Origin of the sequence: Martelella alba, from assembly GCF_005217455.1 — a bacterium.
GTDB lineage: Bacteria > Pseudomonadota > Gammaproteobacteria > Enterobacterales > Enterobacteriaceae > Acerihabitans.
Genome location: NZ_SZPQ01000001.1, coordinates 87,095 through 113,183 on the forward strand (window position 1 = coordinate 87,095; position 26,089 = coordinate 113,183).

The following is a 26,089-nucleotide window of genomic DNA, read 5'->3' on the forward strand; positions in this document are numbered from 1 at the left end:
CAATGCAGTTTGCTGTTAAAAAGTACTGAAAGCCTCAGACTGAGATGGTAGAATCCATTTTTAAGCAACCTGGTATAGTGAGAGATGGGCAAGAACGTCGTAGTACTGGGCACCCAATGGGGTGACGAAGGTAAAGGCAAGGTCGTCGACTTGCTGACTGAACGTGCAAAGTATGTGGTTCGTTATCAAGGCGGACATAATGCCGGCCACACGCTGGTCATCGACGGTGAGAAAACCGTCCTTCATTTGATTCCCTCAGGTATTTTACGCAAAAATGTAACCAGCATTATCGCCAATGGCGTAGTGCTGTCGCCTGAGGCATTAATGAAGGAAATGACCGAATTAGAAGCACGCGGTATCCCGGTACGCGAGCGCTTGCTCATTTCCGAAGCCTGCCCGTTAATCCTCCCCTATCATATCGCGTTGGACATGGCGCGGGAAAAAGCCCGTGGGGACAAGGCCATTGGCACCACCGGCCGGGGTATCGGCCCGGCTTACGAAGATAAAGTCGCCCGCCGCGGCTTGCGTGTCGGCGATTTGTTCGACAAAAAGACCTTCGCCGCCAAACTCAAAGAGATTGTCGAATACCATAATTTTCAATTGGTGAATTATTACAAGGTCGATGGGGTCGATTATCAGATCATTCTGGATAATATTCTGTCTATCGCCGATATCCTCACCGGTATGGTGGTCGACGTCTCCGAATTGCTGGATAACGCCCGCAAACGCGGCGATCTGATCATGTTTGAAGGGGCGCAGGGCACGTTGCTGGATATCGATCACGGCACTTATCCCTACGTGACATCGTCCAACACCACCGCCGGCGGCGTCGCCACCGGTTCGGGCATTGGTCCGCGCTACGTGGATTACGTGCTGGGCATTGTCAAAGCCTACTCCACTCGGGTGGGCGCCGGTCCATTCCCCACCGAGTTATTCGACGATGTCGGCGAGCATCTGAGCATCAAGGGCAACGAATTCGGCGCGACCACGGGCCGCCGCCGCCGTACCGGCTGGTTGGACGCGGTTGCCGTCCGCCGGGCCGTGCAAATCAATTCATTGTCTGGTTTTTGCATGACCAAGCTGGATGTCCTGGACGGTTTGCAAGAGGTCAAAATTTGCGTCGCTTATCGGATGCCGGATGGCCGCGAGGTAAAAACCACGCCGCTGGCCGCCGAGGGATGGGAGGGCATTGAGCCTGTTTACGAGACATTGCCGGGCTGGAGTGAATCCACTTTCGGCGTCAAGACAGTGGACAAGCTGCCGCCTGCCGCCCGCCACTATATCCGCCGGGTGGAAGAAGTCACTGAAGTGCCGGTGGATATCATTTCTACTGGGCCGGATAGGACCGAAACCATCATCCTGCGCGATCCTTTTGATGCCTGATTCGATGCAAAAGGCCTGTTTCTGAAAAATGTCATAAACCGGGCAAAGCTCGGTTTATGATTAAATATCAATGAGTTAATTTGATTCACGTCTCTTTCCCCCACCGCCGGGCCTCAAGTCATATAGCCTGTTCCTTTCCTAAAGGTTACTCTTATTGCATCTGTTCTTATCCGCAGCAGGGGACTCATCGTGTCCCTGATAAGCGGAGGGGGCGCGTCATGAATCTGCGGCCCTCATCTCTTGCAAAGAGGCAGCGTGAAGTATGACGGAGATATCCTCGGTATGGCGGCCGGTTTTAGACAATGGAGGTAGCGTTAATGTCTCAAGATCCTTTTCTTGAACGCGAGGCGGAAAAGTATGAGTTTCCCGTGCCAAGCCGGGAATATATTCTGGCCCAACTGGCCGAAAGGGAGACGCCGGTCAGTCGCGAAGAGCTGGCCAGAGACCTGGGGATCACCGGGGAGGATCAATTGGAGGGGTTCCGTCGTCGCTTGCGTGCCATGGAGCGTGACGGCCAGCTTGTCTTTACCCGGCGGCAATGCTATGCCCTCCCTGAGCGGCTGGACTTGCTGCGCGGTACGGTGATAGGCCATCGCGACGGATTCGGCTTCTTACGGGTCGAGGGTCGCAAAGACGACCTTTATCTCTCCGCCGAACAAATGAAAATGGCGATTCACGGCGACATCGTATTGGCGCAGCCCCTGGGCGCCGATCGCAAAGGTCGGCGGGAGGCCCGGATTGTCCGGGTGCTGGTGCCGAAAACCAGCCAGATTGTCGGCCGGTTCTTCACTGACGCCGGCAGTGCGTTTGTGGCGCCGGACGATAGCCGGCTGAGTTTCGATATTCTTATTCCACCGGAAAACACCTTAAGCGCCAGGATGGGGTCGGTGGTGGTGGTAGAACTGACCCAGCGTCCCACCCGGCGCACTAAAGCGATAGGCCAGGTGGTGGAAGTGCTGGGCGAAAATATGGGCACCGGCATGGCGGTGGATATCGCTCTGCGATCCCACGATATTCCCTATGTCTGGCCGCCGGAGGTAGAAAGTCAGACGGCCGGCCTGAAAGAAGACGTGCCAGCGGGCGCGTTGCAAGGGCGGGTGGATTTGCGGCCGTTGCCGCTGATGACCATCGACGGCGAAGATGCGCGGGATTTCGACGATGCGGTTTTTTGCGAAAGAAAACGCGGCGGCGGGTGGCGCCTTTGGGTTGCCATCGCTGATGTCAGCTATTATGTCCGTCCCGGCGAGCCCCTGGACAAAGAAGCCCGCAGCCGGGGGACCTCGGTCTACTTTCCGTCGCAAGTTATCCCGATGCTGCCGGAAGTGTTATCCAACGGGCTATGTTCGCTCAACCCCCAGGTGGATCGCCTGTGCATGGTATGTGAAATGACGGTTTCCGCCCAGGGACGGTTGTCTTCCTATAAATTTTACGAAGCGGTGATGAATTCGCACGCCCGGCTGACCTATAACAAGGTCTGGCAGATCCTGCAAGGCGATCAGGCATTGCGCGAGCAGTATTCGCCGCTGGTCAAGCCGTTGCAGACCCTGCATGAAATGTACCGGACGCTGGACCAGGCCCGTATGCAGCGTGGCGGCATCGCTTTTGAAACCGAGGAAGCCAAATTTGTCTTTAATGCCGATCGACGTATCGAGCGCATAGAGCCGGTGGTGCGCAACGACGCCCATAAGCTGATTGAAGAATGCATGATACTGGCCAACATCGCCGCGGCGCGATTTGTGGAAAAAAACCAGGAACCGGCGCTTTACCGTATCCATGACCGGCCAAGCGACGATCATATCACCGCGTTGCGCAGCGTGCTGGGCGAACTGGGGCTGGTCCTGGGCGGCGGCGCCAAACCGGATCCGAAGGATTATGCCGAGCTGATGAACCGTATTGCCGGCCGGCCGGATCATGAGATGCTGCAAACCATGCTGCTGCGTTCGATGAAGCAGGCGGTATATGATCCTGAGAATCGTGGCCATTTCGGGTTGGCGCTGCAAGCTTACGCCCATTTCACCTCGCCTATCAGGCGCTATCCGGATCTGTCTTTACACCGGGGCATTAAATACATCCTGGCAAAACGAGAGGGCGAAGTCGAAGGCGAAGGCCGCGCCACGCCTACCGGAGGTTGGCACAGCGACATGGCGGAAATGCTGCAACTGGGTCAGCATTGCTCCTTATGTGAGCGGCGGGCCGACGAAGCGACTCGGGACGTGGCCGATTGGCTTAAATGCGACTTCATGCAGGATCATGTGGGAGGAAAATTCAGCGGTATCATTTCCAGTGTGACCGGATTCGGCTTTTTTGTCCGTCTGAACGATTTGTTTATCGATGGCCTGGTGCATGTGTCTTCACTGGACAACGATTATTATCGTTATGACAATATCGGTCAGCGGTTGATCGGCGAGTCCGGCGGCCGGGTCTACCGTCTGGGCGATGTCGTGGAAATCCGGGTTGAAGCGGTACACATGGATGAACGGAAAATCGACTTTTCCCTGATTTCCAGCCGGCGCCAGCCGAGGGGCGCTGGCAAGACCGATCGTCGCCGGGAAGCGCTGTCGGCCCGAGGCGCGGAGGGCGGCGATAAGAAACCGCGTCGGCGGCGTTCGGCAAAACAGGCGGGTAATTTCGAACCGGACAGCGCCTTTCGGGATGGCGAGCGCGCCGAAAGCAAAGCCAAGTCGGGTAAATCCAAAGGCAGAAAGAACAAAAAACATGCCGCAGCGGACAACGCGGCTTCGGCCAAGCCGAAACGCAGCCGGAAAAAAGCCGCCGCCGAGCAAAAGGGCTGACGTCCGACGGTTTGGCGGCGTTATTGTCCGGTACGCGGCGGGACAGGTTAACGCGGGCGTTTGGCCCGCCGGGAATATGTTAATACATGAGCGAAATCATCTACGGTATCCATGCCGTTACAGCATTGCTACAACGCGATCCGCAGCGTTTTCTGGATGTGTATATCATCAAAGGCCGGGATGATCGCCGGTTGCACAATCTGGTGACTGAATTGGAGGCGGCCGGCATCCCTGTGCAGGTTGCCAATCGTCAGTTTCTCGACCAAAAAGTCGAAGGCGAGGTCCATCAAGGGATCGTGGCGCGCATCAAAGAAGGCCGGCAATATCAGGAAAACGATCTCGCCGGTTTACTGGAACGGCTGACCAGCCCACTCTTGCTCGTGCTGGACGGCGTTACCGACCCCCATAACCTGGGGGCCTGTCTGCGCAGCGCCGACGCCGCCGGCGTCGATGCGGTCATTGTGCCGCGGGATCGCTCGGCCCCCCTGAGCGCCATCGCCCGCAAAGTGGCCAGCGGCGCGGCGGAGAATGTGCCGCTTATCCGGGTGACTAACCTGGCGCGCACCCTGCGATTGCTGCAACAGTACCGGATTTGGATTCTGGGTACGGCGGGAGAGGCGGATCATACCCTCTATCAAAGTCAACTGACGGGGCCGCTGGCGTTGGTCATGGGCGCCGAAGGCGAGGGAATGCGCCGGCTGACCCGCGAACATTGCGATGAACTGGTCAGTATCCCGATGGCGGGTACGGTCTCCTCGCTGAATGTCTCGGTGGCCGCCGGCGTATGCCTGTTCGAGGCGGTCAGGCAACGGCAAGCGGTCTAAAACGCCGGGTACGAGGCCGTCTTTCGACTTATCGGCGCCGTCGGCCGCGCGATCAGGCCCGGCCAGGCGGCATCAGCGGTACAGGATCGCCTCGGCGCGCCATATCCCGGGGGTGATCATTTCCGAGAGTGCGATAATCTGGTAGTAAGTGGCATGGCGGGCATTCGCCTGATCGCGTATCGCCTGCTCGACATCCATCGGACTGCCGCGCTCTTGCGCGGTGACTCGGCCGATAGGCGTCAGCGTGCTGGTCTGGTCGCGCTGGATTTCCTGCGCGTGATCGGCCGGCGGCGGCGGCGGAACCGGTTTACCCTGCAACACGCTGCATCCGGCCAGGGTCAGCAGCATCAGGGCCAATACCATACGATTAAACGATATCATAGGGGTGCGCCTGTTAAGGGAACCCGGATAGTATATCGCACTCTCCCGCTCCGCGATGCCCTTGCGCATAAATTAGCAAAGGGGCCGGCGGCGGGTTGGCGGTTATCGCCGGTCATCCCGGCCGCCGCCCCGATAAAGCACAAAAGAGGGACCCGATGGTCGAAATGCATCAGGAAATCTTGGACGGCATCGACGTTATCCATGCCGTGCCGGCGGGGCGTTATCAGGATCCGCTGCCGACCGTACTGTTCTACCATGGCTACACCTCTTCCAAAGAGGTCTATAGCTATTTTGGTTATGCGCTGGGCAAAGCCGGTTTCAGGGCTATCCTGCCGGACGCGGACATGCACGGCGCCCGTTTTGACGGTGATGAGCAGCGGCGGTTGACGCATTTTTGGGACATTTTGCGGCGCAATATCGACGAGTTGCCGGCGCTCAAGGATGCGCTGGCGCGGCGGGGACTGATTGCGGACGCGCGTATCGGCGTCGGCGGCGCGTCCATGGGCGGCATGACCGCGCTTGGCGCCATGGCGCGCTATCCCTGGCTGCGGGCGGTGGCTGAATTCATGGGCTCGGGGGATTTCCGGCGTTTGCCCGAAACGTTGTTTCCGCCGATACCGCCCACCTCTCCCGCCCGGCGCCGTGAGTTCGAACGCCGTCTGGCCCCCTTGGCCGAATATGACGTGTTCCATCAACTGGCAAAGCTCGGCGATCGGCCGTTGCTGCTCTGGCACGGCGAGGCCGATCCGCTGGTGCCGGAGGCGGAAAGCCGCCGGGTGTATGCGGCGTTGGCGGCCGCGGGTCTGGCCGGACAGGCGACCTATCTGACCGAACCGGGCATCGGCCACAAGATAACCGTGACCGCGCTGGCGGCGGCCGTCCGCTTTTTCCAGGGGAATTTGTAAATGCGCCAAGGCTGGCGTCCGGTGGGGCTTTCGTGGTTTGCGGCAAGAAAAAAGCCCCCGCGGGGGCCAAAAAGGATCACGATGTCGTTATTCTTATGGTATCCCTGGTGCCGGGATAGTCAAAAACGGATTGGCGCGGGCCAGTGGTGCTGCCTAATTAGCAATCAGTATATGCCAGCCTGTCTGTGCAGGAAATATGACTTTATTGATTGACATTTTCAAATTTTTTGATTGAAAACTTCAATGTCAATTAATTAATTTGCATATTAATTTTTATGTCTTAAAGCCCCCTGGCAGCGCAACGGCGATTTTTTGCTTGCCCGGCTCTTGTATTCCCGTCGTCATAAATGTACTATTGCGCGTCATTTTTCGACCGCACCTAAATCACGTTCCTTGCCTCCATGGGCCGCGGTTGACCCGGACGGGAGGCTGAATAATCCGTAAGGAGCAGTTCTGTATGCGTCATTACGAAATCGTTTTTATGGTTCATCCCGACCAGAGCGAACAGGTCGCCGGCATGATCGAGCGCTATACCGGTCTTATCACCAATGCGCAAGGCACCATCCATCGCTTGGAAGACTGGGGGCGCCGTCAACTGGCATACCCGATCAATAAACTGCACAAGGCTCACTACGTTCTGTTGAACGTCGAAGCCCCCCAGGAAGTGATCGACGAGCTGGAAACCAACTTCCGCTTCAACGACGCCGTTATCCGCAGCATGATCATGCGCGTTAAGCATGCCGTTACCGAAGCTTCGCCGATGGTGAAAGCGAAAGACGAACGCCGCGAGCGTCGTGAAGATTTCGCCGCCGAAGCCAGCGATGACAATGATGCTGGGGATTCTGAAGAGTAATCAGTGATGGCGGCTAACCGTCTGATGCTGTCCGGCACCGTGTGCGGGACACTCATGCGCAAGGTCAGCCCGTCAGGCATTCCTCACTGCCAGTTCGTGCTAGAGCATCGCTCGCAGCAGCAGGAGGCCGGCTTTCCCCGACTAGCATGGTGTCGAATACCCGTGGTGGTCAGCGGAAAACAATCACAAGAGATAACTCGCAGTATAACGGTCGGCACGCAACTCATCATTCAGGGCTTTCTGTGTTGCCATCAATCGCGCAACGGGTTAACCAAAATGGTGCTGCATGCCGAGCAGATTGAATTGATAGATTCTGGAGACTAGCCTTATGGCACGTTATTTCCGTCGTCGTAAATTCTGCCGCTTCACCGCGGAAGGCGTAATCGAGATCGACTATAAAGACATCGCTACGCTGAAAAACTATATCACCGAAAGCGGTAAAATTGTCCCGAGCCGGATTACCGGTACTCGTGCCAAATACCAACGTCAGTTGGCCCGCGCGATCAAGCGTGCGCGCTACCTGTCTCTGCTGCCGTACACTGATCGTCATCAGTGATCGGTCTTTGTCCAATAAGACTTTGAGAGGATAAGGTAATGCAAGTCATTCTGCTTGATAAAGTCGCCAACCTGGGCGGCTTGGGTGAACAAGTTAACGTTAAAGCGGGTTACGCCCGTAATTTCCTGGTGCCGCAAGGCATGGCCGTACCGGCGACCAAGAAAAACATTGAGTATTTTGAAGTGCGCCGCGCCGAGTTGGAAGCCAAACTGGCCGAAGTACAATCCGTCGCGCAAGCCCGCGCGGACAAGATCAATGCGTTGGTCAGCGTCACTATCGCCTCGAAAGCCGGCGATGAAGGCAAACTGTTCGGTTCAATAGGCACCCGCGACATCGCTGACGCCATTACCGCGGCCGGCGTGGACGTCGCCAAGAGCGAAGTGCGTTTGCCGAATGGTGTTTTGCGCACGGTCGGCGATCATGACATCAGCATCCAGGTACACGGCGAAATTTTTGCCCACCTGAACGTCATTGTTGTCGCTGAAGCCTAATCGTTCCGCTTAGGTTGCTATCAGGACGCCGGCAAATTGCCGGCGTTTTGCGTTTCGGGGCGCGGGACGGGGAAGACCCTCGCCAGACATCCCGTCGGCCGGGATGCATTCATCGGCGCAGGTAAGCACCGTCAGGCTGCCGGATGAACTTGATGCTGGCGGTGGGACTGACCTCGATCTCCAGCGACGCCACCAGACCCTGGGCATTAAGATCAATCACCACCTGTTGCCCGGCGTGCAGGTTGCTTAACGGTTTATCGTCTCCTTCCGCCTGAGCCATGGCGAACACGTCCGCCACCGGCAGATTATGCTGCCGAAACAACTGCGCCAGCGTCTGGCCCTCCACGATACGGTATTTCCGCACCTCATCCGCCGCGGGGGGCGCGCTATGGCCGGCGGTATCGGTATCCGCCAGTTCGGCTTGCATGACATCGCCCGGACCGGCCTGATTTTCCGCATTCCGGCCGGTGGCAACGCGATCATCGGGAGAATAAGGCCAGAGCAAGGCCAACATAATGAGCGCCGCCGAAATCAGCAGCCCTCGCCGATGAAACAACGGCAACGGATGCATCCAGTGCAATTGCTCCGGCCAGTACCAGATTTTTTTCAGTAAGTTGAGCATCGGACGGCCTATTGCTTGGGATTCATCTCCGGGACGGATAGATTTCGCCGGCGGCCATTGGAATTTGCCGAAAGCCGGCAAGATCCCGCCCGGGCCTCTGTGTTTCCCGCGGGCAATTCTGCCCATGCTAACCTCTCTTGCACTATTTTATTGCTTACACCGGGAAGTATAGAGCGCTGCCAACCTTTCCACCATGCCTTATCAACCCGGCCGCCGATATCGTATATCGCGCATTGTCGCACACATTCCCTAATTAGGAGGATTTTACCTCAAACGCTGGCGCTGATATGCTGCGCCTTTCGCTTTTTATCAAATCAAGGAAAAATGATGACGACAACCTCTTTAGATAGCGTCGAGGCGCAGGCCAGTTACGGTATCGGTCTGCAGGTAGGGCAGCAACTTCGGGAATCGGGCCTGGAGGACTTGTTGCCCGAAGCCCTCTTGGCCGGGCTCGGCGACGCATTGGCGGGACGTCCGCCGTCGGTGCCGGTGGACGCTATCCATCGGGCGCTGCGTATCGTCCATGAACGGGCCGATACGGCGCGTCACGAGCGTCAGGAGCAACTCGCCGCCGAAGGCCGGCGCTTCCTGGAAGACAATGCCGGCAAAGAAGGGGTCCGCCAAACGGAATCCGGTCTGCAGTTCAAAGTGCTGCAAGAAGGGCAGGGCGCCATTCCCGTGCGCCAGGATCGGGTACGGGTGCATTACACCGGCCGTCTGCTGGATGGATCGGTTTTCGACAGTTCCGTCCAGCGCGGTCAACCCGCCGAATTCCCGGTAAACGGCGTTATTCCCGGTTGGATCGAGGCACTGACCCTGATGCCGGTCGGTTCGCGCTGGGAATTGTTTATTCCTCATCATCTGGCCTATGGCGAACGTGGCGCCGGCGCGTCCATACCCCCTTTCAGTACATTGGTTTTTGATGTCGAACTGTTGGAGATTCTCTGACGCCGTTATCGTTAAACTGCCGCCCCGGCGTTGTGGCGCCGTATTCGAATGGCTTTTCGAAGGAAAAAAAACTAGTCTTTTTATACGCGGGTGCTTTCAAACGTCGCGGCGGATCCCCTAAACGGGATGGCCGCGTCTGGCTGGCTGAGAAGGCCGCTTGAAGGATGACGCGCAATGTAAAGCAGCAATTTGTCCGAGGTGCGTAATGATTGAAGAAATAAGCCAATTGGCGCGCGAGGCGGGGGCGGCTATTATGCGGGTGTACGCGGGCGATATTCCGCTGGGTCTGACGCATAAGCAGGATGATTCGCCGCTGACCGCCGCGGATTTGGCCGCCCACCGTACCATCGCCGCCGGTTTGGCGAAACTGGCGCCGGAAATCCCGGTGCTGTCCGAGGAAGCCCCGCCCGCCTGGGAAATCCGGCGCGGCTGGAGCCGCTATTGGCTGGTGGACCCCCTGGACGGCACCAAGGAGTTTTTACGGCGTAACGGCGAATTCACGGTAAACATCGCGCTGATAGAGGATGGCGCGCCGGTAATGGGGGTCGTTTATGCCCCGGTTGGCAATACCCTCTATGCCGCCGCCGATGGCAGGGCCTGGAAAACGGCCGCTGAAGGTGAACGATTGGCTATTCACTGTAAAGAAGCGCGTCCGCCGTTGGTGGTCATCAGCCGTTCCCATAGCGACGACCAGGAATTACAGGATTACCTTGGCCAATTGGGCGAGCACCAGACGGTGACCATAGGCTCATCGCTGAAGTTTTGCCTGGTGGCGGAAGGCAGCGCCCAACTCTATCCCCGTTTCGGGCCAACCAATATCTGGGATACCGCCGCCGGTCATGCGGTGGCCCTCGGGGCCGGGGCTGTGGTCAACGATTGGTCCGGGCGCGCGCTGGACTATCATCCGCGGGAATCCTTTCTCAATCCGGGGTTCAGGGTATCGTTGTTCTAAGTCCCTTCAGCGTGCGCCCCTGGGCAAGAGACGGCGCACTAAACCGGTGACCTGCTGGACATCCTGGAGGGTCAGAGGGCCTTCCTTCACATAGCGCACCCGTCCGCGGTCATCCGTCACCACAATCGCCGAGCTTTTGGCCTTAAGGCCCCAGGCCCGGCGCGCATTACCGTGCCCATCCAAGATAAATTGCCATTGCGGCGATTGCTTTTTGTTGTTTTTCAGCCAATTGCCCGCGTAGGTACCGTCACCGAGCAAGGTGTCGTCGCCGTTCATGATTGTCGTCGTCTGGTAATATTTTAACGGTAGATTGGCCTTGCGGATTGACTCAATCATGGCGGCGTTCATTTCGCTTGCGGAAGTGCGGGCGGCGATATGCTGAATGAGATGAATTTTTCCGGTGAGCTGCGCGCTATTCCAAAATTTGTAGCTAAACTCATTATCCTGGTAGAGCAGTTCACCCTGATAGGCGATACCCACTTTGGGAAGCGGCGCGCCTATCCGGAGATTTTGGGCCTCAAGGCCGAAGGAGATAAGCCATAGCAAAATGATAAGGACATAACGGCGAAACATGGAACGACTCCTCATGGGACCTGACCAGCATAACGCACTGCGTTAAATGACAGAACGAATATGCCATTCTGTCAAATTATGTAAATACCGCGTAGCAGTCCTGAAACTGCGTGAACTAAAGCACATATCTTCGCTCTTAAAGAAAGTAGTGTTGATGCACAAGCCGAAAGGCAAGCGCAGGGCAGGACGAAGTCAATCACGGGAGCAAAGTAAAAAAATGAGAATCTTCCATCGCTTTAACGCTCTTAAAGTAGCAACTTATGTAAAGACCTTATTCCGCGGCAGAATCTACATCAAAGGCTTCGGTGCCTTTGAATTCGATAAAGGCAAGATTTTACCCCCTAAGGTCCGTGATAAGCAGCATTACCATGTGATGTCCGAAGTCAATCGTCAGATCATGCGACTACAGTCCGAATTGGCCTGACGGCCCCGCCTCTGCGGGCGATAAGCCGGCAGAGGCAATCCGCCCACGCTTCCGCTCACCCATCCACGCGTTCGACCGACGTCACCCCAGCGCCCGTCCCTTAGGCCACATGGCTGGAATCGCTGGTTTGCGCCAAAATCAGCGTGGATTTCTCTTCCAGGCGTGTAACCAGCAACTGATCGATTTTGTAGCTGTCGATATCCACTACTTCAAATTTGTATCCGGCATAGCGGACAAAGTCGGTGCGCTTGGGGATTTTGCGTAGCATGAACATCATGAAACCGCCGATGGTTTCATAATTGCCGGCCTGGGGGAATTCCTCGATATCCAATACCCGCATCACATCGTCAATGGGCGTGCCGCCCTCGATAAGCCAGGAATTTTCGTCGCGGGCGACGATCTGCTCTTCCAGTCCCTGACCCACCAGATCGCCCATCAACGTGGTCATCACATCGTTTAGCGTAATGATGCCGACCACCAACGCATATTCATTGAGGATAACGGCGAAGTCCTCGCCGGCGGTTTTAAAGCTTTCCAACGCCTCGGACAGTGTCAGGGTATCCGGTACGATCAATGCCGAGCGGATCTGCACCCCGCTGTTGAGCGCCAGGCTTTGATTGCCCAGCACGCGGTTAAGCAAGTCCTTGGAGTCCACATAGCCGACGATATGGTCGATATTGGCGTCGCAGACCAGAAACTTCGAGTGGGGATGGGTGGCGATTTTTTCCTTGATGCTGTCTTCGGTTTCGCGCAGATCGAAATAGATGATGCTTTCGCGCGAAGTCATGGAAGACGGCACCGTGCGCGATTCCAGCTCAAACACGTTTTCGATAAGCTCATGTTCCTGCTTGCGCAGCACCCCGGCCAGGGCGCCGGCTTCCACTACCGCATAGATGTCGTCGGAGGTGATGTCCTCTTTTCGCACCATCGGCAGCTTCAATAGCCGGAAGATGACGTTGGCCAAACCGTTGAACGCCCATACCAGCGGGCGGAAGACCAGCAGGCAGAAGCGCATGGGGTTGATGATCCAGACGGCGCAAGCCTCGGGAGAAATCATACCGATGCGTTTCGGGGTCAGGTCCGAGAACAGGATGAACAGACCGGTAACCAGGGTGAAGGAAATGATGAAACTGATCTGATCGGCCAGCTCCGGCGACATAAAGCGAACCAGAATGGCTGAAAACGCCGGCGAAAAGGCCGCGTCGCCCACGATTCCGCCGAGTATGGCCACCGCGTTCAAACCGATTTGAATGACGGTAAAAAAAATACCGGGCGTTTCCTGGAGTTGCAGCACGCGTTGGGCGTTGATGTTGCCCTCGTCGGCCATGACCTTAAGCTTGATCTTGCGCGCGGCCGCCAGGGAAATCTCCGAAACGGAGAAAAAGGCGCTCACCGCGATGAGGAGCAAAATAAGCAGGATACTGTTTAACATAATCTGACCACTTCGGGCTGGATGATTTCAGCGCGCCTTCGCCGGGCAATGATTTGACAACCAGGAATAGTGCAATGGTCGCCGGCTTGCGCCGGCGACCCGTCTAGTATAACAGCAGCCAGGCCAAGGCCGCTAATGATTACGCCTGCGCCGGCAGGCAAACGCCGATACCGCCGAGGCTGCAATACCCCTGCGGGTTTTTATGCAGGTATTGCTGGTGTTCGTCTTCGGCATAATAAAAAGGCGTGGCCGGTTCTATCTCGGTGGTAATGTTCCGATCATCGCCCGACTGTGCCATCGCCGTCTGAAACCGCCCCTTGCTTTCCTCGGCGGCGGATTTCTGGGCGGGCGTCACCGCGTAGATGGCCGAGCGGTATTGCGTTCCGATATCGCCTTTTTGCCGCATTCCTTGCGCCGGATCGTGGTTTTCCCAGAACAGTTGCAACAATTCCTCATAGGAGACGGCCGAGGGATCGAACACCACCCGTACCGTCTCGGCATGGCCGGTCTGACCGGTACAAACCTCGCGGTAGGTGGGATTGGGGGTATAGCCGCCGGCATAGCCGGCCGCCGTGCTGTAGACGCCGGGCAACGCCCAGAACAGCCTTTCGACGCCCCAGAAACAGCCCATCGCGAATAACGCCACCTCCATGCCATCCGGGACCTGCGTCATGGAGTGGCCGTTAACGCTATGCGTGGTCGCCACCGGCATCGGCGTTGTACGGCCTGGTAACGCGTCATGCTGCGCTACCCTCTGGTTTTTCTTGAAAATGTCCATCGGGGGACTCCTGTATGAGCGATTTATCGTAAAAATGGGCGATAGTCTGTTGTTTAACACATTTACTTTACAGACAATAAACGCCAATTTTACGTTGAGATATCTTTGTAAGACTGTATTTTAGGGCAAACGGATGATAACAATCACCGAGGCCGGTTATCATCTGAAACGATGGCGATCCAGCGCGTATGGAGTTCCATTTCTGGGAAAGCAAATTCAGGAGCCAGTTTGCCAAAAAATCGCCTTGTCTGCCTGCTTTGTGTGTTAGCGGTAACACCCTGGTCCCATGCCGCCAATGTCCGGTTGCAGGTTGAGGGACTAAAGGGGGAACTGCAACGCAATGTCCGGGCGCGGCTGTCCACCATAGGCGCGGACGAAGTCACGGCCGACGCGCGGTTTCAAACGCGGGTTGACGGCGTCATCCGCGAAGGGCTGCGCGCGCTGGGCTATTATGAGCCGCAAATCGTTTTCACCTTCCGTCCGGCGGAACACGGGGGGCGGGATGTGCTATTGGCGAAAGTCACCCCCGGGCAGCCGGTCAAAATCGCCGGTACCGATATCCTTCTGCGCGGCGGCGCCAGCCGCGATGCCGCATATGGGCGGTTGGTCCGCCGCAGCCGTCCGGCGGTCGGCACCGTTCTCAATCATGGCGATTATACCGCATTCATCGATGGCTTGACGGGGCTGGCCGTGCGCAACGGGTATTTTGACGCCCGGTTTCTTAAACGGCAACTGGCGGTGTCGCCCAGCCGGCATCAGGCGTTCTGGAATGTCGATTTCGACAGCGGCCCCCGTTACCGTTTCGGCGAGATTCACTTTCAGGGTTCGCAAATCAGACCGGACCTGTTGGCCAACATCCCCTCCATAAAACCCGGGGATCCTTACGACGCCACCGATCTGGCGGAACTGAACCGGCAGCTGTCCGCCACCAACTGGTTCAACTCCGTGGTGGTCTCGCCGGATTTCGCCAGCGGCAAGGTCAGTAAAACGCTACCGCTGGACGTCGTGGTCACGCCGCGCAGCCGCAATATTATTGAAACCGGCGGCGGATTCGCCTCGGATATCGGGCCGCGGGTCAGGACCACCTGGAATCGTCCCTGGCTAAATGCCAGCGGTCATAGCCTGCAAACCGGCGTAAGCCTGTCGGCGCCGGAACAAGACCTCGACCTGAGTTATAAAATCCCGGTGTACCGAAGCCCGTTGGAACAATATTACCTGGTCCAGGGCGGATTCAAGCGGCAGAATTTGAATGACACGAATGCCGATTCCACCACATTGAATGTGGCGCGTTTCTGGAATTTCTCCAGCGGCTGGCAACGGTCGGTCAATTTGCGCTGGAGTCTTGACCATTTTACCCAGGGCACGGTAACCGACACCACCATGCTGATCTACCCTGGATTCACCGTCAACCGAACCCGGCAGCGGGGCGGCACCATGCCCACCTGGGGCGACAGCCAGCGATATTCCGTCGATGTCTCGAGTACCGCCTGGGGCTCGGATGTGAATTTTTACATCCTCCAGGCGCAAAACGTCTGGGTTCGCACATTGGCGCGCCGGCATCGGTTCGTGGCCCGCTACAATCTGGGCTGGATCGAAACCAGCGACTTCGAGCGGGTTCCCCCTTCGCTGCGCTTTTTCGCCGGCGGCGATCGCAGCATCCGCGGCTATCGTTTTCAGTCCATCTCGCCGCGGGACGACGACGGCAAGCTGACCGGCGCCTCCAAACTGGCGACCGGCTCGCTGGAGTACCAATACAACGTGACCGGCCGGTGGTGGGGCGCGGCATTCGTCGATACCGGCCAGGCGGTCAATGATATCCGCCATACGCATTTGAAAACCGGCGCCGGGGTGGGCGTGCGGTGGCAATCGCCGGTGGGGCCGATCAAACTGGATGTGGCCGCGCCGGTGGGCGATCCGGATACCCACGGATTACAGTTTTACATAGGCCTGGGGACCGAGCTATGAGCCTGGCGAGAAAAATCGGCTTGGGCGCGGCGGCTTTGCTGTTGGTGCTGTTGTGCGCCGTGGCGCTGTTGCTCGGTACCGCCCGCGGCCTGCATCTCTTGCTGACCGGCGCGGCTCGCTGGGTGCCGGGGTTGGAAATCGGCCAGGTTGACGGCGGCTGGCGGGATTTAACGATCCGGCGCCTGCGTTACCGTATGCCGGGAGTGACGGTCGGGGTAGCGCGTTTTCACCTGGCGCTGGATCCGTCGTGCCTTCGTCATAGCCAGCTGTGTTTAAATGATTTTTCACTGGATCAGGTGGATGTGCGGGTCACCACCGGCGAATTACCGCCGGCGGCGGAGAGCCGGACCCCCGCCCAGGAGACGGGCGGCCTTATCAGCACGCCGTACCCGCTGATTTTGCGCCATCTGGCGATAAATGGCGTACAGGTGCGTATCGACGATACGCAGGTCGCGCTTGGCAGCCTGCAAAGCGGAATGGCGTTTCGCGGCAATACCCTGACCCTGACGCCGACCCGCATCCGCAATCTGCTCGTCGCGTTGCCGAAGACCGCCGCGGCGGCGACCGAACAGGCCGTTGCCGCGGCGCGGGATACCCATCCGCCGTCGGATGCGCCGCCGCCATCCCTCCAACAAACCCTGCAAGCCTTTTTCGCCAAACCCCTTCTGCCGGCGCTGCCGGAAACGGTATTACCGCTTAACCTGCGGCTGACCGATTTGACGGGCGAAAACTGGCGACTGACCGGCGATACCGATTTACAACTGAACAGTTTCGCTTTACAGGCCGAGGCGAACGACGGGCAAGTCGTTTTGCGGCGATTGCGCGTCGACGCGCCGCAAGGACTGCTCAACGCCAGCGGCCAGGCCAGGTTGAGCGGACAATGGCCGCTGACGCTGACGTTGAATACCGCCGTGCGAATGGCTCCGTTCGCAGGGGAAAAGATCAAATTGAACCTGGATGGCGCTCTGCGGGATCAACTGGCCGTCGCGGTGAACCTTTCCGGTCCGGTCAAAACGCGGCTGAACCTACGCACACGTTTGGCGGAGCCGGGGCTGCCGCTCGCCCTGACCGTGGAAAGTCCCGGTCTGCAATGGCCGACGACCGGCCAGCCGGAGTACCAGGCCCGCGATTTGGCGTTGCGGCTGGACGGCAAAGCGACGGATTACAGGTTGGATATCCGCGCCTCCCTGAGCGGCGAAGGGTTGCCGTCGGCGGAAGTCACCTTGCAAGGCAAGGGCGATACCGGGCAATTCACCCTGTCCTTGCTTCGTATCGCGGCCCTGCAGGGGCATGCGGATCTGACGGCGCTGGTGGACTGGCGCAAAGCGGTTAGCTGGCGCAGTCAACTGGTGCTTAGCGGTATCGATACTTCCCGGCAATGGCCGGAATGGCCGGCCCGGCTGGCGGGCAAGCTGGCGATGACCGGTAGCCTGTACGGCGGCAATTGGCAATTGCGCATACCGGAACTGGCGCTGGACGGCGTCGTCCGGCAAAACGCCGTCAGTGTCCGCGGCTCTCTCGCCGGCAATGCCGCCGGGCAATGGGAGGTTGACGCGCTCCGGCTGGCGTTGGGGCGCAATAACCTGACGGTCAACGGGAAGATAAACGACCAATTGGCGCTGGACGCCGTTATCGACGCCCCTAACCTGAATGGCGCGCTCCCCGGACTGGCCGGTACCATTCGGGGCGCCCTCAAAGCGCGCGGTAGCCGGAACGCGCCGCAAATCACGGCCGACCTGGCCGCGTCCGGTCTGCGTTGGCAAGCCCTGACCGTCCGGCGTGTCGCGCTTAACGGCAATGTGCGGTCAAGTGATAAGGTGGGCGGCGATCTACGGCTGGAAGTGGATGACCTGCGGCGTGACGCCATGACCGTCAGCCGCCTGACCCTGGCGCTGACCGGCGACGAACAGGCGCATCGGCTGCAACTTAATATCCGGGGCGAACCGGTATCGGGCCATCTGACGTTACAAGGCGGCTATGATCGCGCGCAGCAGCGCTGGCGCGGCAGCCTGAGCCAAACCCGGTTCGCCACGCCGGTGGGCGAATGGCTGTTGACCCGTCCCATGACCATTGATTACCAGCAACAGGCGCAGACGGTCATAATCGGCCCCCATTGCTGGCAAAACCCCAATGCCCGTCTTTGCGTCCCGGCCGATATCCGGCTTGGGGCGAGCGGACAGGCGGCGGTGCGGCTTGAACGTTTTGATTTGGCGATGCTTAAACCGCTTCTGCCGCCCGATACGGCCCTCAGCGGGACGTTCAGCGGCGACGCCAATCTGAGCTGGCAGCCGGGCGGCGCTCTCCCTCAGGGCAAAATTGTTCTGACCGGCTCCGGAATCAAAGCGCGACAGACGCTGCAAGGCGGCGTCCTGCCGGTGGACTTTGACCGCTTCACGGTTTCAGCCGGCCTGGAGCATGACCGGGCCACGCTTGATTGGCAAATCGGCATTGCCGGCAACGGGCGTTTCAACGGGCGGGTTCAAGTCGCCGATCCCCGCAATGTCCGCCGTTTAGGCGGGGAGGTCACCATTGAAAACCTGTCGTTGGCCCTGCTCAACCCCGTGTTGTCCCGCGAAGAACATGCCGCCGGACAGGTCAACGCCTCGCTGCGCCTCGGCGGCACCGGCGCCCGGCCGTTGCTCTATGGTCGTTTGGCGCTGGAGCGGGCATGGGTTCGCGCCAACTGGATGCCGTTTGCCATGAGTGAAAGCCAACTGGTCATGAACTTCAACGGCAGCGGTTCCACCCTGCAAGGCGTGGTTCACACCACCAGCGGTCAGCTTAACCTGAGCGGCGACGCGGATTGGAGCCGTCTCGACGATTGGCGCGCCCGGATCGCCGCACAAGGTAGCCGGGTCAGGATCACGTTGCCGCCGATGGTCCGGCTGGATGCCTCGCCGAACATTACCCTGGAAGCGTCGCCGCAAATGCTGACCCTTAACGGCAATGTCGACATTCCCTGGGCGCGTATCACAGTACAGGAACTGCCGCCCAGCGCGGTGGCCGTCTCCCCCGACGAAGTGATCCTGGACGAGAATCTTCAGCCGGTCAGCGAACCCGGCACGGCGATGGTTATCAACAGCAACCTGAAAATCCATGTGGGCAATGATGTCCGGTTGGACGCTTTTGGCCTCAAGGCGCGGCTAGGCGGCGACCTGAATGTCGTCCAGGATAAGGAGGGGCTTGGGCTGCACGGACAAATCAATATTCCCTACGGCCGTTTCAGGGCTTATGGCCAGGATCTGATCATTCGTCGCGGCCAATTGATCTTCGCCGGTTCGCCTTCCCAACCGCTATTGAATATCGAGGCCATTCGCAACCCGGATTCCACCGCCGATGGCGTCACCGCGGGGGTCCGGGTGACCGGCATGGCCGATCAGCCAAAAGTGGAAGTGTTCAGTGATCCGGTCAAATCGCAGCAGGAAGCGCTGTCTTACCTTTTGCGCGGCCAAGGGCTGGATACTCCTGGCGCCGACAGTAGTATGATGACATCGATGTTGATCGGTATGGGGGTTGCGCAAAGCGGTCGACTTGTGGGTAAAATCGGCGCGGCCTTCGGCGTGAGCAATCTGACGCTGGATACCCAGGGGGTCGGCGACGAATCCCAGGTGGTGGTGAGCGGCAACGTCACCCGTGATCTTCAGGTCAAATACGGTGTGGGTATTTACGATTCATTGGCAACGCTAACGCTACGTTACCGTTTAATGCCGCGACTTTACCTGGAAGCGGTGTCTGGTCTTAATCAGGCGCTGGATTTGCTTTATCAGTTCGAGTTTTAACGATGCGAATAATTGTTTACGGCAGTCTGCGACGCAATCAGGGCAACAGCCACTGGATGACCAATGGCCAATGGTTGGGCGACCATGTGATATCAGGCTACGAATTATATGATCTCGGCCATTATCCGGCGGTGGTGGCTGGCGAGGGGACGGTCTATTGCGAAGTTTACCGCATTGACTCCACCACCTTGGCCGAACTGGATGCGCTGCGCACCAAAAGCGGCGAATATAAACGCGCTTTGGTCGATACGCCTTATGGCAGCGCCTGGATGTATGTTTATCAACGCCCGGTCAAGGGATTGCGGCAACTCAAGGGCGGCGATTGGGTAAAACGCTCCGACGAGCCTTAGCTCGCCGGAGGCGGCGAAAGGGGGGATTATTTATTTTTGGCGCGCTCGAAGGAAGCGATGATTTCCGCCTTGGCGGCTTCGGCGTTGTCCCATCCTTCCACTTTCACCCATTTGCCCTTTTCCAGGTCTTTGTAGTTTTCAAAGAAATGGGCGATTTGCGCCCGCAGCAGCTCCGACAAATCGTCGACGTCCCGGATATGATCGTATTCTTTGGTCATTTTGGTGTGCGGTACGGCGACGACTTTGGCGTCTTCACCGGATTCGTCGGTCATTTTCAGCACGCCCACCGGACGGCAACGAATGACCGAACCCGGTTGCAGCGGATAGGGGGTCGGCACCAGCACGTCCACCGGGTCGCCATCCAGCGACAGCGTGTGATTGATGTAGCCGTAATTGCAGGGATAGAACATGGCGGTGGACATGAAACGATCGACGAACAGCGCACCGGTTTCCTTATCAACTTCATACTTGATGGGGGATGCATTGGCCGGGATTTCAATGACCACGAAAATATCTTCGGGAAGATCTTTACCCGCCGGTACTTGAATCAAACTCATGTCGGTTTCCTTAAACACGTCGAAATGTGATGTGGCGGCTATTATAACTGAAATTGCGGTATATCACGATTGTTTGCGCCGGCCTCTTCCGCCCCTGCTTTTTTGCCCGTATCGTTCGGATCATGTGATGGAAATCACATAACTCATTAAAATTACGCGAATTGTTAAAGCATCATACTGCCGGACCGATAACCGATACAGGGCGAAGAACCCCACTTCGTTCGGGCGAATTTTTGCAAGGATCTTCTGAATTGCAGAGGCAGCGTATGTTAAAAAATATCACCGTAAAGGCGGGGCTTTTCGCCTGGATGGGACTGGTTGCAATAATTATCTTTATTATCAGTGGCATGAGTGTCCACTCTATTCGGCAAAGCGTAAATTCCCTACACAAAGTCAATCAAATACAAGGGGTTGAACTGGGATACCTCAATCGCGCTTACAATGCCTCGCTGAGGGCGCGCACCGAGGCTTCTCTGGCAGTGAGAAAATATGAAACCGGGCTGACCGACGAAGGAAAAGCGGCGACAGTCCAAGCCGCCGCGCTGGCGCAAAAGGCCGATGAATCCATGAATGCCTTTTTGGCGGTCGGCACACTGACCCCCCAAGGGGCTGAACGCGCCCGGCAGATGCGGGATGCGTATCGGCGTTACGACCATCAGGGCCTTAAACCGGTATTGGCGGCGCTGAACGACGCCAATACCGCCGCATACTTTCATCTGCTCGAAACCACGCTGACACCGCTTAGCAACGAAATGGATAGCCAATTGGACAAGTTTCAGCAGTTGGCGTTGCAAACCGGACAGGACATCCAGAAAACGGCGGAACGCGCCGCCCGGCTACAGCAGATCCTGATCCTGGCGGCCTGCGCGGTGACGTTGGCGCTCGGCCTGGTGGCCTGGCTGGCGGTGCGGCGTTTTGTGTTACGTCCGCTGGATGGCGCCATTGAACATCTCGAACAGATAGCCGCCGGCGATCTTTACCATCCCATCAGCGCGGGACGCAATAATGAGTTGGGGCGGTTGAGCCGGGCCATGTTGCAAATGCAGGATGCGTTGGCCGGCGCGGTGAGCGAGGTGCGCGAAGCCGGTTCGCAAATCGATATCGGCACCCGGGAACTGTCGGCGGGCAATACCGACTTATCCCGGCGAACGGAAGCTTCCGCCGCCGCGCTGGAAGAAACCGCCGCCAGCATGGAGCAATTAACCCAAACCGTTAAACTCAATGCCGAACACGCCCGCAAGGCCCACGAGCTGGCGAAAGAGGTATCAGATATCGCCGATAAGGGCAGCGAGGCGGTATGTTATATGATTGAGAAAATGCAAGCCATATCCGCCAGTTCCAGCCGAATCGCCGATATTCTGGGCGTGATTGACGGTATTGCCTTTCAGACCAATATCCTGGCGTTAAACGCGGCGGTGGAAGCGGCGCGGGCCGGCGAACAGGGGCGGGGTTTCGCTGTGGTCGCCGGCGAGGTACGCAGTCTGGCGCACCGTTGCGCGCAAGCGGCCAAAGAAATTAAGGCGCTTATCCAGGAATCCCAGGGAAGGGTGGGCGAGGGGTCGGAAATGGCGCAAACCGCTGGCGAAACCATGGATGAAATCTCCGAAGAAGTCATGCGGGTAACCCGTTTGATGCGCGAAATATCCAACGCCACCGATGAGCAAAGCCGTGGTATAGAACAGGTTAGCCTGGCGGTATCCCAGATGGACGCCATGGCGCAACAAAACGCCTCGCTGGTGGAAGAGTCCAGCGCCGCCACTGAGTCGTTGCAATCGCAATCCCGGCAACTGACTCACAGTATGGCGTTGTTTCATTTGGAAGAAAACGTCGAGGAAGCGGAAATCGTCGAAATCGAGGAAGCGGCGGCCTGATCACGTTCCGGCCGGTTTGACGCAAGAGCCGGCTAAACAGCCTAAAAACAACGCCCCGGAGGGAACCCACTCCGGGGCGTTCCATATCAGGCCGCGGACGGATTATTCGTCAGGATAATCGCGCATAAAACGTTCCGCGTCTTCCACCATGGATTGCGTACCGACAAAGAAGGGGCTGCGCTGATGGATGCTCTCGGGCATGATATCCAAAATCCGGTTTTTGCCATTGCTCGCTTTGCCGCCGGCCTGCTCGGCCAGAAACGCCATCGGATTGCATTCGTACAGCAGGCGCAGCTTGCCTTTCGGGTGGGTCGCGGTGCTGGGATAGATGTAAATGCCGCCTTTGATCAAATTGCGGTGGAAATCCGACACCAGCGAACCGATGTAGCGCGACGTGTAAGGCCGATGGGTGGCTTCGTCCATTTCCTGGCAGTACTTGATGTATTTTTTCACCCCATTGGGGAACTTGATGTAATTTCCTTCGTTGATGGAGTACATATTGCCGCTTGGCGGGAAATGGACGCTTTCATGGGATAGGCAGAAGACCCCGATGGACGGATCGTAGGTGAAGGCATGCACACCGCAGCCGGTGGTATAAATGAGCATGGTGGACGAGCCGTACACCACATAACCCGCCGCCACCTGCTTACTGCCCGGTTGAAGAAAATCCGCCTCGGTAATCGGCGTGCCCACCGGCGAAATCCGACGGTAAATGGAAAAAATGGTACCGACCGAAACGTTGACGTCGATATTGGAAGATCCGTCCAGCGGGTCCATCAATACCACGTATTTACCGCTTGACGAGCGGCCGCCGTCGAAAATGACCAGTTCGTCCTCTTCCTCTGAGGCGATACCCGCCACTTGCCCGCGGGCCTTCAGCGCCGCTTTAAGCTTTTCATTGGCGAACAGATCGAGTTTCATCTGGACTTCGCCCTGCACATTGTTGGCGCCACTGGTACCCAGTATGTCCACCAATCCCGCAGTATTGATGTCGCGATGAATGATTTTCGCTCCCAATTTAATCGCGGAAAGCAGTGAAGTCAGTTCACCGGTGGCATGCGGAAACTCATGCTGCTTTTCAACAATAAATTCGCCTAACGTTTTCATAACACTTTCCCTGACCAAAGAAGACGAGATGCCGCGGATAAAAAGCGGTATTTGTGCACTTTACCACGACATAATTATTAACAGTTTAGCTTAAGCGAATGCAAGCACATCATTAAATCCGTTTATCACAAACGATCGCAGCGGTAGAATGGATGGCAGTACGTTGTTAAAAAATGGAAAACTTATGCGCATACACATTCTCGGCATCTGCGGCACATTTATGGGCGGCCTGGCAATGCTGGCCCGTTCCCTGGGACATGAGGTGACCGGGTCCGATGATAATGTCTATCCTCCCATGAGTACACTGTTGCAGGAACAGGGCATTCAACTTATCCAGGGCTACGATCCGGCGCAACTGGAACCGGAGCCGGAACTGGTCGTTATCGGCAATGCCATGAGCCGGGGAAATCCGTGTGTGGAGGCGGTACTGGAGCGGGGAATCCGCTATGTCTCCGGCCCTCAGTGGCTGCATGACCAGGTCTTGCAGCAACGCTGGGTTATCGCCGTCGCCGGCACCCACGGCAAGACCACTACCGCCGGCATGGTGGCCTGGATCCTCGAAGAATGCGGCTATCATCCCGGCTTTGTCATCGGCGGCGTGCCCGGCAATTTCACCGTGTCGGCCCGTTTGGGAGACAGCCCGTTTTTCGTGGTGGAAGCGGACGAATATGATTGCGCGTTCTTCGATAAGCGCTCCAAATTCCTCCACTATTGCCCGCGAACCTTGTTGCTCAATAACCTGGAATTCGATCACGCGGACATTTTCGACGATCTCAAAGCGATTCAGCGGCAATTCCATCATCTTATCCGCCTGGTGCCGGGTCAGGGCCGCATTATCCTGCCGGAAAACGATCCCCACCTAAAGCAGGTCATGGCAATGGGCTGTTGGAGCGAACAGGAGTTTATCGGCGAAGACAACGGCTGGCGCGCCAAGAAAGTCGCCGCCGACTTCAGCGTCTTTCAGGTCTTTTTACAGGGCGAGAGGGTAGGCGAGGTTCACTGGGATCTGGTGGGCGAGCATAATATGCACAACGCCCTGATGGCGATTGCCGCGGCCCGTCATGTGGGGGTTCAGCCGGCGGATGCCTGCCGGGCCCTGGCTGGTTTTATCAATGCCCGGCGCCGTCTGGAACTGCGGGGTACCGCCAACGGCGTGAAACTCTACGATGACTTCGCCCATCATCCCACCGCCATTTTGGCGACCCTTGCGGCGTTGCGCAGTAAAATAGGCGGCACAGCCCGTATCCTGGCGGTGCTTGAGCCTCGCTCCAACACCATGAAAATGGGATTAAGCAAAAATGAGCTCGCCCCCGCGCTGGGACGCGCCGACGAAGTCTTTCTGTTCCAGCCGCAGCATATTCCCTGGCAGGTGAGCGAAGTGGCGGAAGCCTGCGTCCAACCGGCTCACTGGAGCGCCGACGTGGATACCCTGGTGGATATGATAGTGAAAACCTCCCAGCCCGGCGATTACGTCCTGGTCATGAGCAACGGGGGATTCGGCGGCATTCATGAAAAACTGCTTAAGCAATTGAACCTCAAGGCCGGCCAGGCCGTTTGATTGACCGCGCTGTGTTATGATCAAAAAAAGCCTCCGCACGCGGAGGCAAAAATTCGTCGGATAGGACGACGAGAGAATCACTAACGAAATTTATGTCATGATAAAGACACAGACTCACTGAGGGTGTTGTATGCGCCATCCTGTAACTGGCCTCTCGGGTAAGGCGATGTACGGTATGATGGCATTGATTTACCGGGGACGCCCCCTTTCCGGCTATCGGCAACCGGCCGGCAAAGGCCGGGGCCCCGAGGTCGGGCGCTTGAACCGCCTTTATTTGTACAGTTCCGCCGTGGCGTGCCAATAATCGCCGTCATGGGCTTCAACCACCCGGTAGGCGGCGGCGCCTTGGGCATCGGCGGCCTGGTTTAACGCCTGGTGCATATCCGCGGGCGAGGCATCGGTGCCGCTGACGCTGACGCTACCCATGGGTTGCAGGGACGCCGACTGGTCAAGATTAATGGATTCGGCGGCAAAAGAACCGAATGAAAGGGCGGATAAGACCCCCATCAGAGAAACAGCGGTTTTGACTTTCATTTTCCACCTCTCTTACTTGCATGAAAATTTAGCGTCATCACCCGTAAAAGCGTGATGTACTTCACGAAAATAAGTATACACTAATAACAATCGTTACTAGTAGTTTGCTCATAATTTGTTATGAAAATTTAGAAATGTTCACGCAAATTGGGGTGTTCAGCGTTTCACCCTTTCACATAACGACCAAAAATAATCATTACGGCTATGAAGAAAACACCGATTGGCCAGACTGGACTACCTGGGAAAAAATAGGCCTGAACCAGGGCAAAAACAATTGTTAGCACGGTTGGGCCGTAGACCGAAAAGAAGAAGCGCCCCTTCCTAATGTTTCAACCTGAGTTGTAACCTGCTGACCGACGGTAGAAACTGCATGGTCGAGTTTAAGGCGAGGATCCTGTTGGCCTGACAGTATCTGATAACTTCATTGTTGTTGTACATAACCGCTCCTTGCTAT

At 57.4% G+C, this 26,089-nt stretch carries 24 protein-coding genes; 16 read left to right on the forward strand and 8 right to left on the reverse strand.

The window, feature by feature from the left end; genetic code table 11:
* Positions 1-84: 84 nt before the first annotated feature.
* The 3 genes from FCN80_RS00405 (at position 85) to rlmB (ending at position 4,999) form a co-directional block, all read left to right on the forward strand.
* Positions 85-1,383 carry an adenylosuccinate synthase gene (locus FCN80_RS00405; protein WP_136987850.1) on the forward strand — a complete coding sequence of 433 codons (1,299 nt, stop codon included), beginning with the start codon at positions 85-87 and terminating at the stop codon, positions 1,381-1,383.
* Between the two features lie 317 nt (positions 1,384-1,700).
* Entirely contained in the window at positions 1,701-4,175 is a 2,475-nt protein-coding gene (rnr, locus tag FCN80_RS00410) for a ribonuclease R (protein WP_136987851.1), read from the forward strand.
* Between the two features lie 86 nt (positions 4,176-4,261).
* Positions 4,262-4,999, forward strand: a complete 738-nt coding sequence (gene rlmB, locus FCN80_RS00415) for a 23S rRNA (guanosine(2251)-2'-O)-methyltransferase RlmB (RefSeq protein ID WP_136987852.1) — start codon at positions 4,262-4,264, stop codon at positions 4,997-4,999.
* 72 nt (positions 5,000-5,071) lie between these two features.
* On the opposite strand, the gene bsmA is transcribed toward rlmB, so the two are convergent.
* Positions 5,072-5,380, reverse strand: a complete 309-nt coding sequence (gene bsmA / locus FCN80_RS00420; protein ID WP_170975286.1) for a biofilm peroxide resistance protein BsmA — start codon at positions 5,378-5,380, stop codon at positions 5,072-5,074.
* A 155-nt stretch (positions 5,381-5,535) separates the two neighbouring features.
* On the opposite strand from bsmA, the gene yjfP reads away from it, so the two are divergent.
* The 5 genes from yjfP to rplI all read left to right on the forward strand — a co-directional run bounded on the left by yjfP (position 5,536) and on the right by rplI (position 8,185).
* The gene (yjfP, locus tag FCN80_RS00425; protein ID WP_136987853.1) at positions 5,536-6,285 is read left to right on the forward strand and encodes an esterase; all 750 of its coding nucleotides are present in this window, start codon (positions 5,536-5,538) and stop codon (positions 6,283-6,285) included.
* 457 nt (positions 6,286-6,742) lie between these two features.
* The gene (gene rpsF / locus FCN80_RS00430) at positions 6,743-7,138 is read left to right on the forward strand and encodes a 30S ribosomal protein S6 (protein WP_136987854.1); all 396 of its coding nucleotides are present in this window, start codon (positions 6,743-6,745) and stop codon (positions 7,136-7,138) included.
* A 6-nt stretch (positions 7,139-7,144) separates the two neighbouring features.
* The gene (gene priB / locus FCN80_RS00435) at positions 7,145-7,462 is read left to right on the forward strand and encodes a primosomal replication protein N (protein WP_136987855.1); all 318 of its coding nucleotides are present in this window, start codon (positions 7,145-7,147) and stop codon (positions 7,460-7,462) included.
* Positions 7,463-7,466: 4 nt separating this feature from the next.
* Positions 7,467-7,694 (forward strand): 30S ribosomal protein S18, encoded by a 228-nt coding sequence (gene rpsR, locus FCN80_RS00440; RefSeq protein ID WP_048637617.1) that lies wholly within the window; start codon positions 7,467-7,469, stop codon positions 7,692-7,694.
* 38 nt (positions 7,695-7,732) lie between these two features.
* Positions 7,733-8,185 carry a 50S ribosomal protein L9 gene (gene rplI, locus FCN80_RS00445; RefSeq protein ID WP_136987856.1) on the forward strand — a complete coding sequence of 151 codons (453 nt, stop codon included), beginning with the start codon at positions 7,733-7,735 and terminating at the stop codon, positions 8,183-8,185.
* A 109-nt stretch (positions 8,186-8,294) separates the two neighbouring features.
* Here rplI and FCN80_RS00450 read toward each other — a convergent pair whose 3' ends face one another.
* Complete coding sequence (locus FCN80_RS00450; protein ID WP_170975287.1) at positions 8,295-8,807, reverse strand: OapA family protein; 513 nt, start codon at positions 8,805-8,807, stop codon at positions 8,295-8,297.
* A 327-nt stretch (positions 8,808-9,134) separates the two neighbouring features.
* On the opposite strand from FCN80_RS00450, the gene FCN80_RS00455 reads away from it, so the two are divergent.
* Both FCN80_RS00455 and cysQ read left to right on the forward strand, forming a co-directional pair.
* A complete protein-coding gene (locus tag FCN80_RS00455) occupies positions 9,135-9,755 on the forward strand; it encodes a BamJ family beta-barrel-assembly machinery protein (RefSeq protein WP_136987858.1) in 621 nt (206 codons plus the stop codon).
* A 205-nt stretch (positions 9,756-9,960) separates the two neighbouring features.
* Positions 9,961-10,707 carry a 3'(2'),5'-bisphosphate nucleotidase CysQ gene (gene cysQ, locus FCN80_RS00460; protein ID WP_136987859.1) on the forward strand — a complete coding sequence of 249 codons (747 nt, stop codon included), beginning with the start codon at positions 9,961-9,963 and terminating at the stop codon, positions 10,705-10,707.
* A gap of 6 nt (positions 10,708-10,713) precedes the next feature.
* On the opposite strand, the gene FCN80_RS00465 is transcribed toward cysQ, so the two are convergent.
* Complete coding sequence (locus FCN80_RS00465; protein ID WP_136987860.1) at positions 10,714-11,280, reverse strand: YtfJ family protein; 567 nt, start codon at positions 11,278-11,280, stop codon at positions 10,714-10,716.
* A 154-nt stretch (positions 11,281-11,434) separates the two neighbouring features.
* On the opposite strand from FCN80_RS00465, the gene FCN80_RS00470 reads away from it, so the two are divergent.
* Entirely contained in the window at positions 11,435-11,704 is a 270-nt protein-coding gene (locus FCN80_RS00470) for a DUF1107 domain-containing protein (protein ID WP_445081501.1), read from the forward strand.
* 100 nt (positions 11,705-11,804) lie between these two features.
* Here FCN80_RS00470 and paeA read toward each other — a convergent pair whose 3' ends face one another.
* Both paeA and msrA read right to left on the reverse strand, forming a co-directional pair.
* Positions 11,805-13,136 (reverse strand): polyamine export protein PaeA, encoded by a 1,332-nt coding sequence (paeA, locus tag FCN80_RS00475; protein ID WP_136987861.1) that lies wholly within the window; start codon positions 13,134-13,136, stop codon positions 11,805-11,807.
* A gap of 139 nt (positions 13,137-13,275) precedes the next feature.
* Positions 13,276-13,914, reverse strand: coding sequence for a peptide-methionine (S)-S-oxide reductase MsrA (gene msrA, locus FCN80_RS00480; protein ID WP_136987862.1), 639 nt, complete (start codon positions 13,912-13,914; stop codon positions 13,276-13,278).
* A gap of 228 nt (positions 13,915-14,142) precedes the next feature.
* Between msrA and tamA the strand changes: the two genes are divergently transcribed.
* The 3 genes from tamA to FCN80_RS00495 are packed head-to-tail and all read left to right on the forward strand — an operon-like array spanning position 14,143 to position 20,008.
* On the forward strand, positions 14,143-15,879 hold the full coding sequence (gene tamA / locus FCN80_RS00485; RefSeq protein ID WP_136987863.1) for an autotransporter assembly complex protein TamA: 1,737 nt from the start codon (positions 14,143-14,145) through the stop codon (positions 15,877-15,879).
* Positions 15,876-19,658 (forward strand): autotransporter assembly complex protein TamB, encoded by a 3,783-nt coding sequence (tamB, locus tag FCN80_RS00490; protein ID WP_136987864.1) that lies wholly within the window; start codon positions 15,876-15,878, stop codon positions 19,656-19,658. The genes tamA and tamB overlap by 4 nt, the downstream gene beginning before the upstream one ends.
* Before the next feature lie 2 nt (positions 19,659-19,660).
* On the forward strand, positions 19,661-20,008 hold the full coding sequence (locus FCN80_RS00495) for a gamma-glutamylcyclotransferase family protein (RefSeq protein ID WP_136987865.1): 348 nt from the start codon (positions 19,661-19,663) through the stop codon (positions 20,006-20,008).
* Between the two features lie 26 nt (positions 20,009-20,034).
* Here the strand turns inward: FCN80_RS00495 and ppa are convergent, their stop codons facing one another.
* On the reverse strand, positions 20,035-20,565 hold the full coding sequence (gene ppa, locus FCN80_RS00500) for an inorganic diphosphatase (RefSeq protein ID WP_136987866.1): 531 nt from the start codon (positions 20,563-20,565) through the stop codon (positions 20,035-20,037).
* Positions 20,566-20,831: 266 nt separating this feature from the next.
* Between ppa and FCN80_RS00505 the strand changes: the two genes are divergently transcribed.
* On the forward strand, positions 20,832-22,436 hold the full coding sequence (locus FCN80_RS00505; RefSeq protein ID WP_136987867.1) for a methyl-accepting chemotaxis protein: 1,605 nt from the start codon (positions 20,832-20,834) through the stop codon (positions 22,434-22,436).
* Between the two features lie 102 nt (positions 22,437-22,538).
* Here FCN80_RS00505 and fbp read toward each other — a convergent pair whose 3' ends face one another.
* A complete protein-coding gene (gene fbp, locus FCN80_RS00510) occupies positions 22,539-23,543 on the reverse strand; it encodes a class 1 fructose-bisphosphatase (protein WP_136987868.1) in 1,005 nt (334 codons plus the stop codon).
* Positions 23,544-23,727: 184 nt separating this feature from the next.
* Here fbp and mpl point away from each other — a divergent pair, with 184 nt between their 5' ends.
* On the forward strand, positions 23,728-25,101 hold the full coding sequence (gene mpl, locus FCN80_RS00515) for a UDP-N-acetylmuramate:L-alanyl-gamma-D-glutamyl-meso-diaminopimelate ligase (RefSeq protein WP_136987869.1): 1,374 nt from the start codon (positions 23,728-23,730) through the stop codon (positions 25,099-25,101).
* A gap of 270 nt (positions 25,102-25,371) precedes the next feature.
* On the opposite strand, the gene yhcN is transcribed toward mpl, so the two are convergent.
* Complete coding sequence (gene yhcN / locus FCN80_RS00520; RefSeq protein WP_136987870.1) at positions 25,372-25,635, reverse strand: peroxide/acid stress response protein YhcN; 264 nt, start codon at positions 25,633-25,635, stop codon at positions 25,372-25,374.
* Positions 25,636-26,089: the final 454 nt, after the last annotated feature.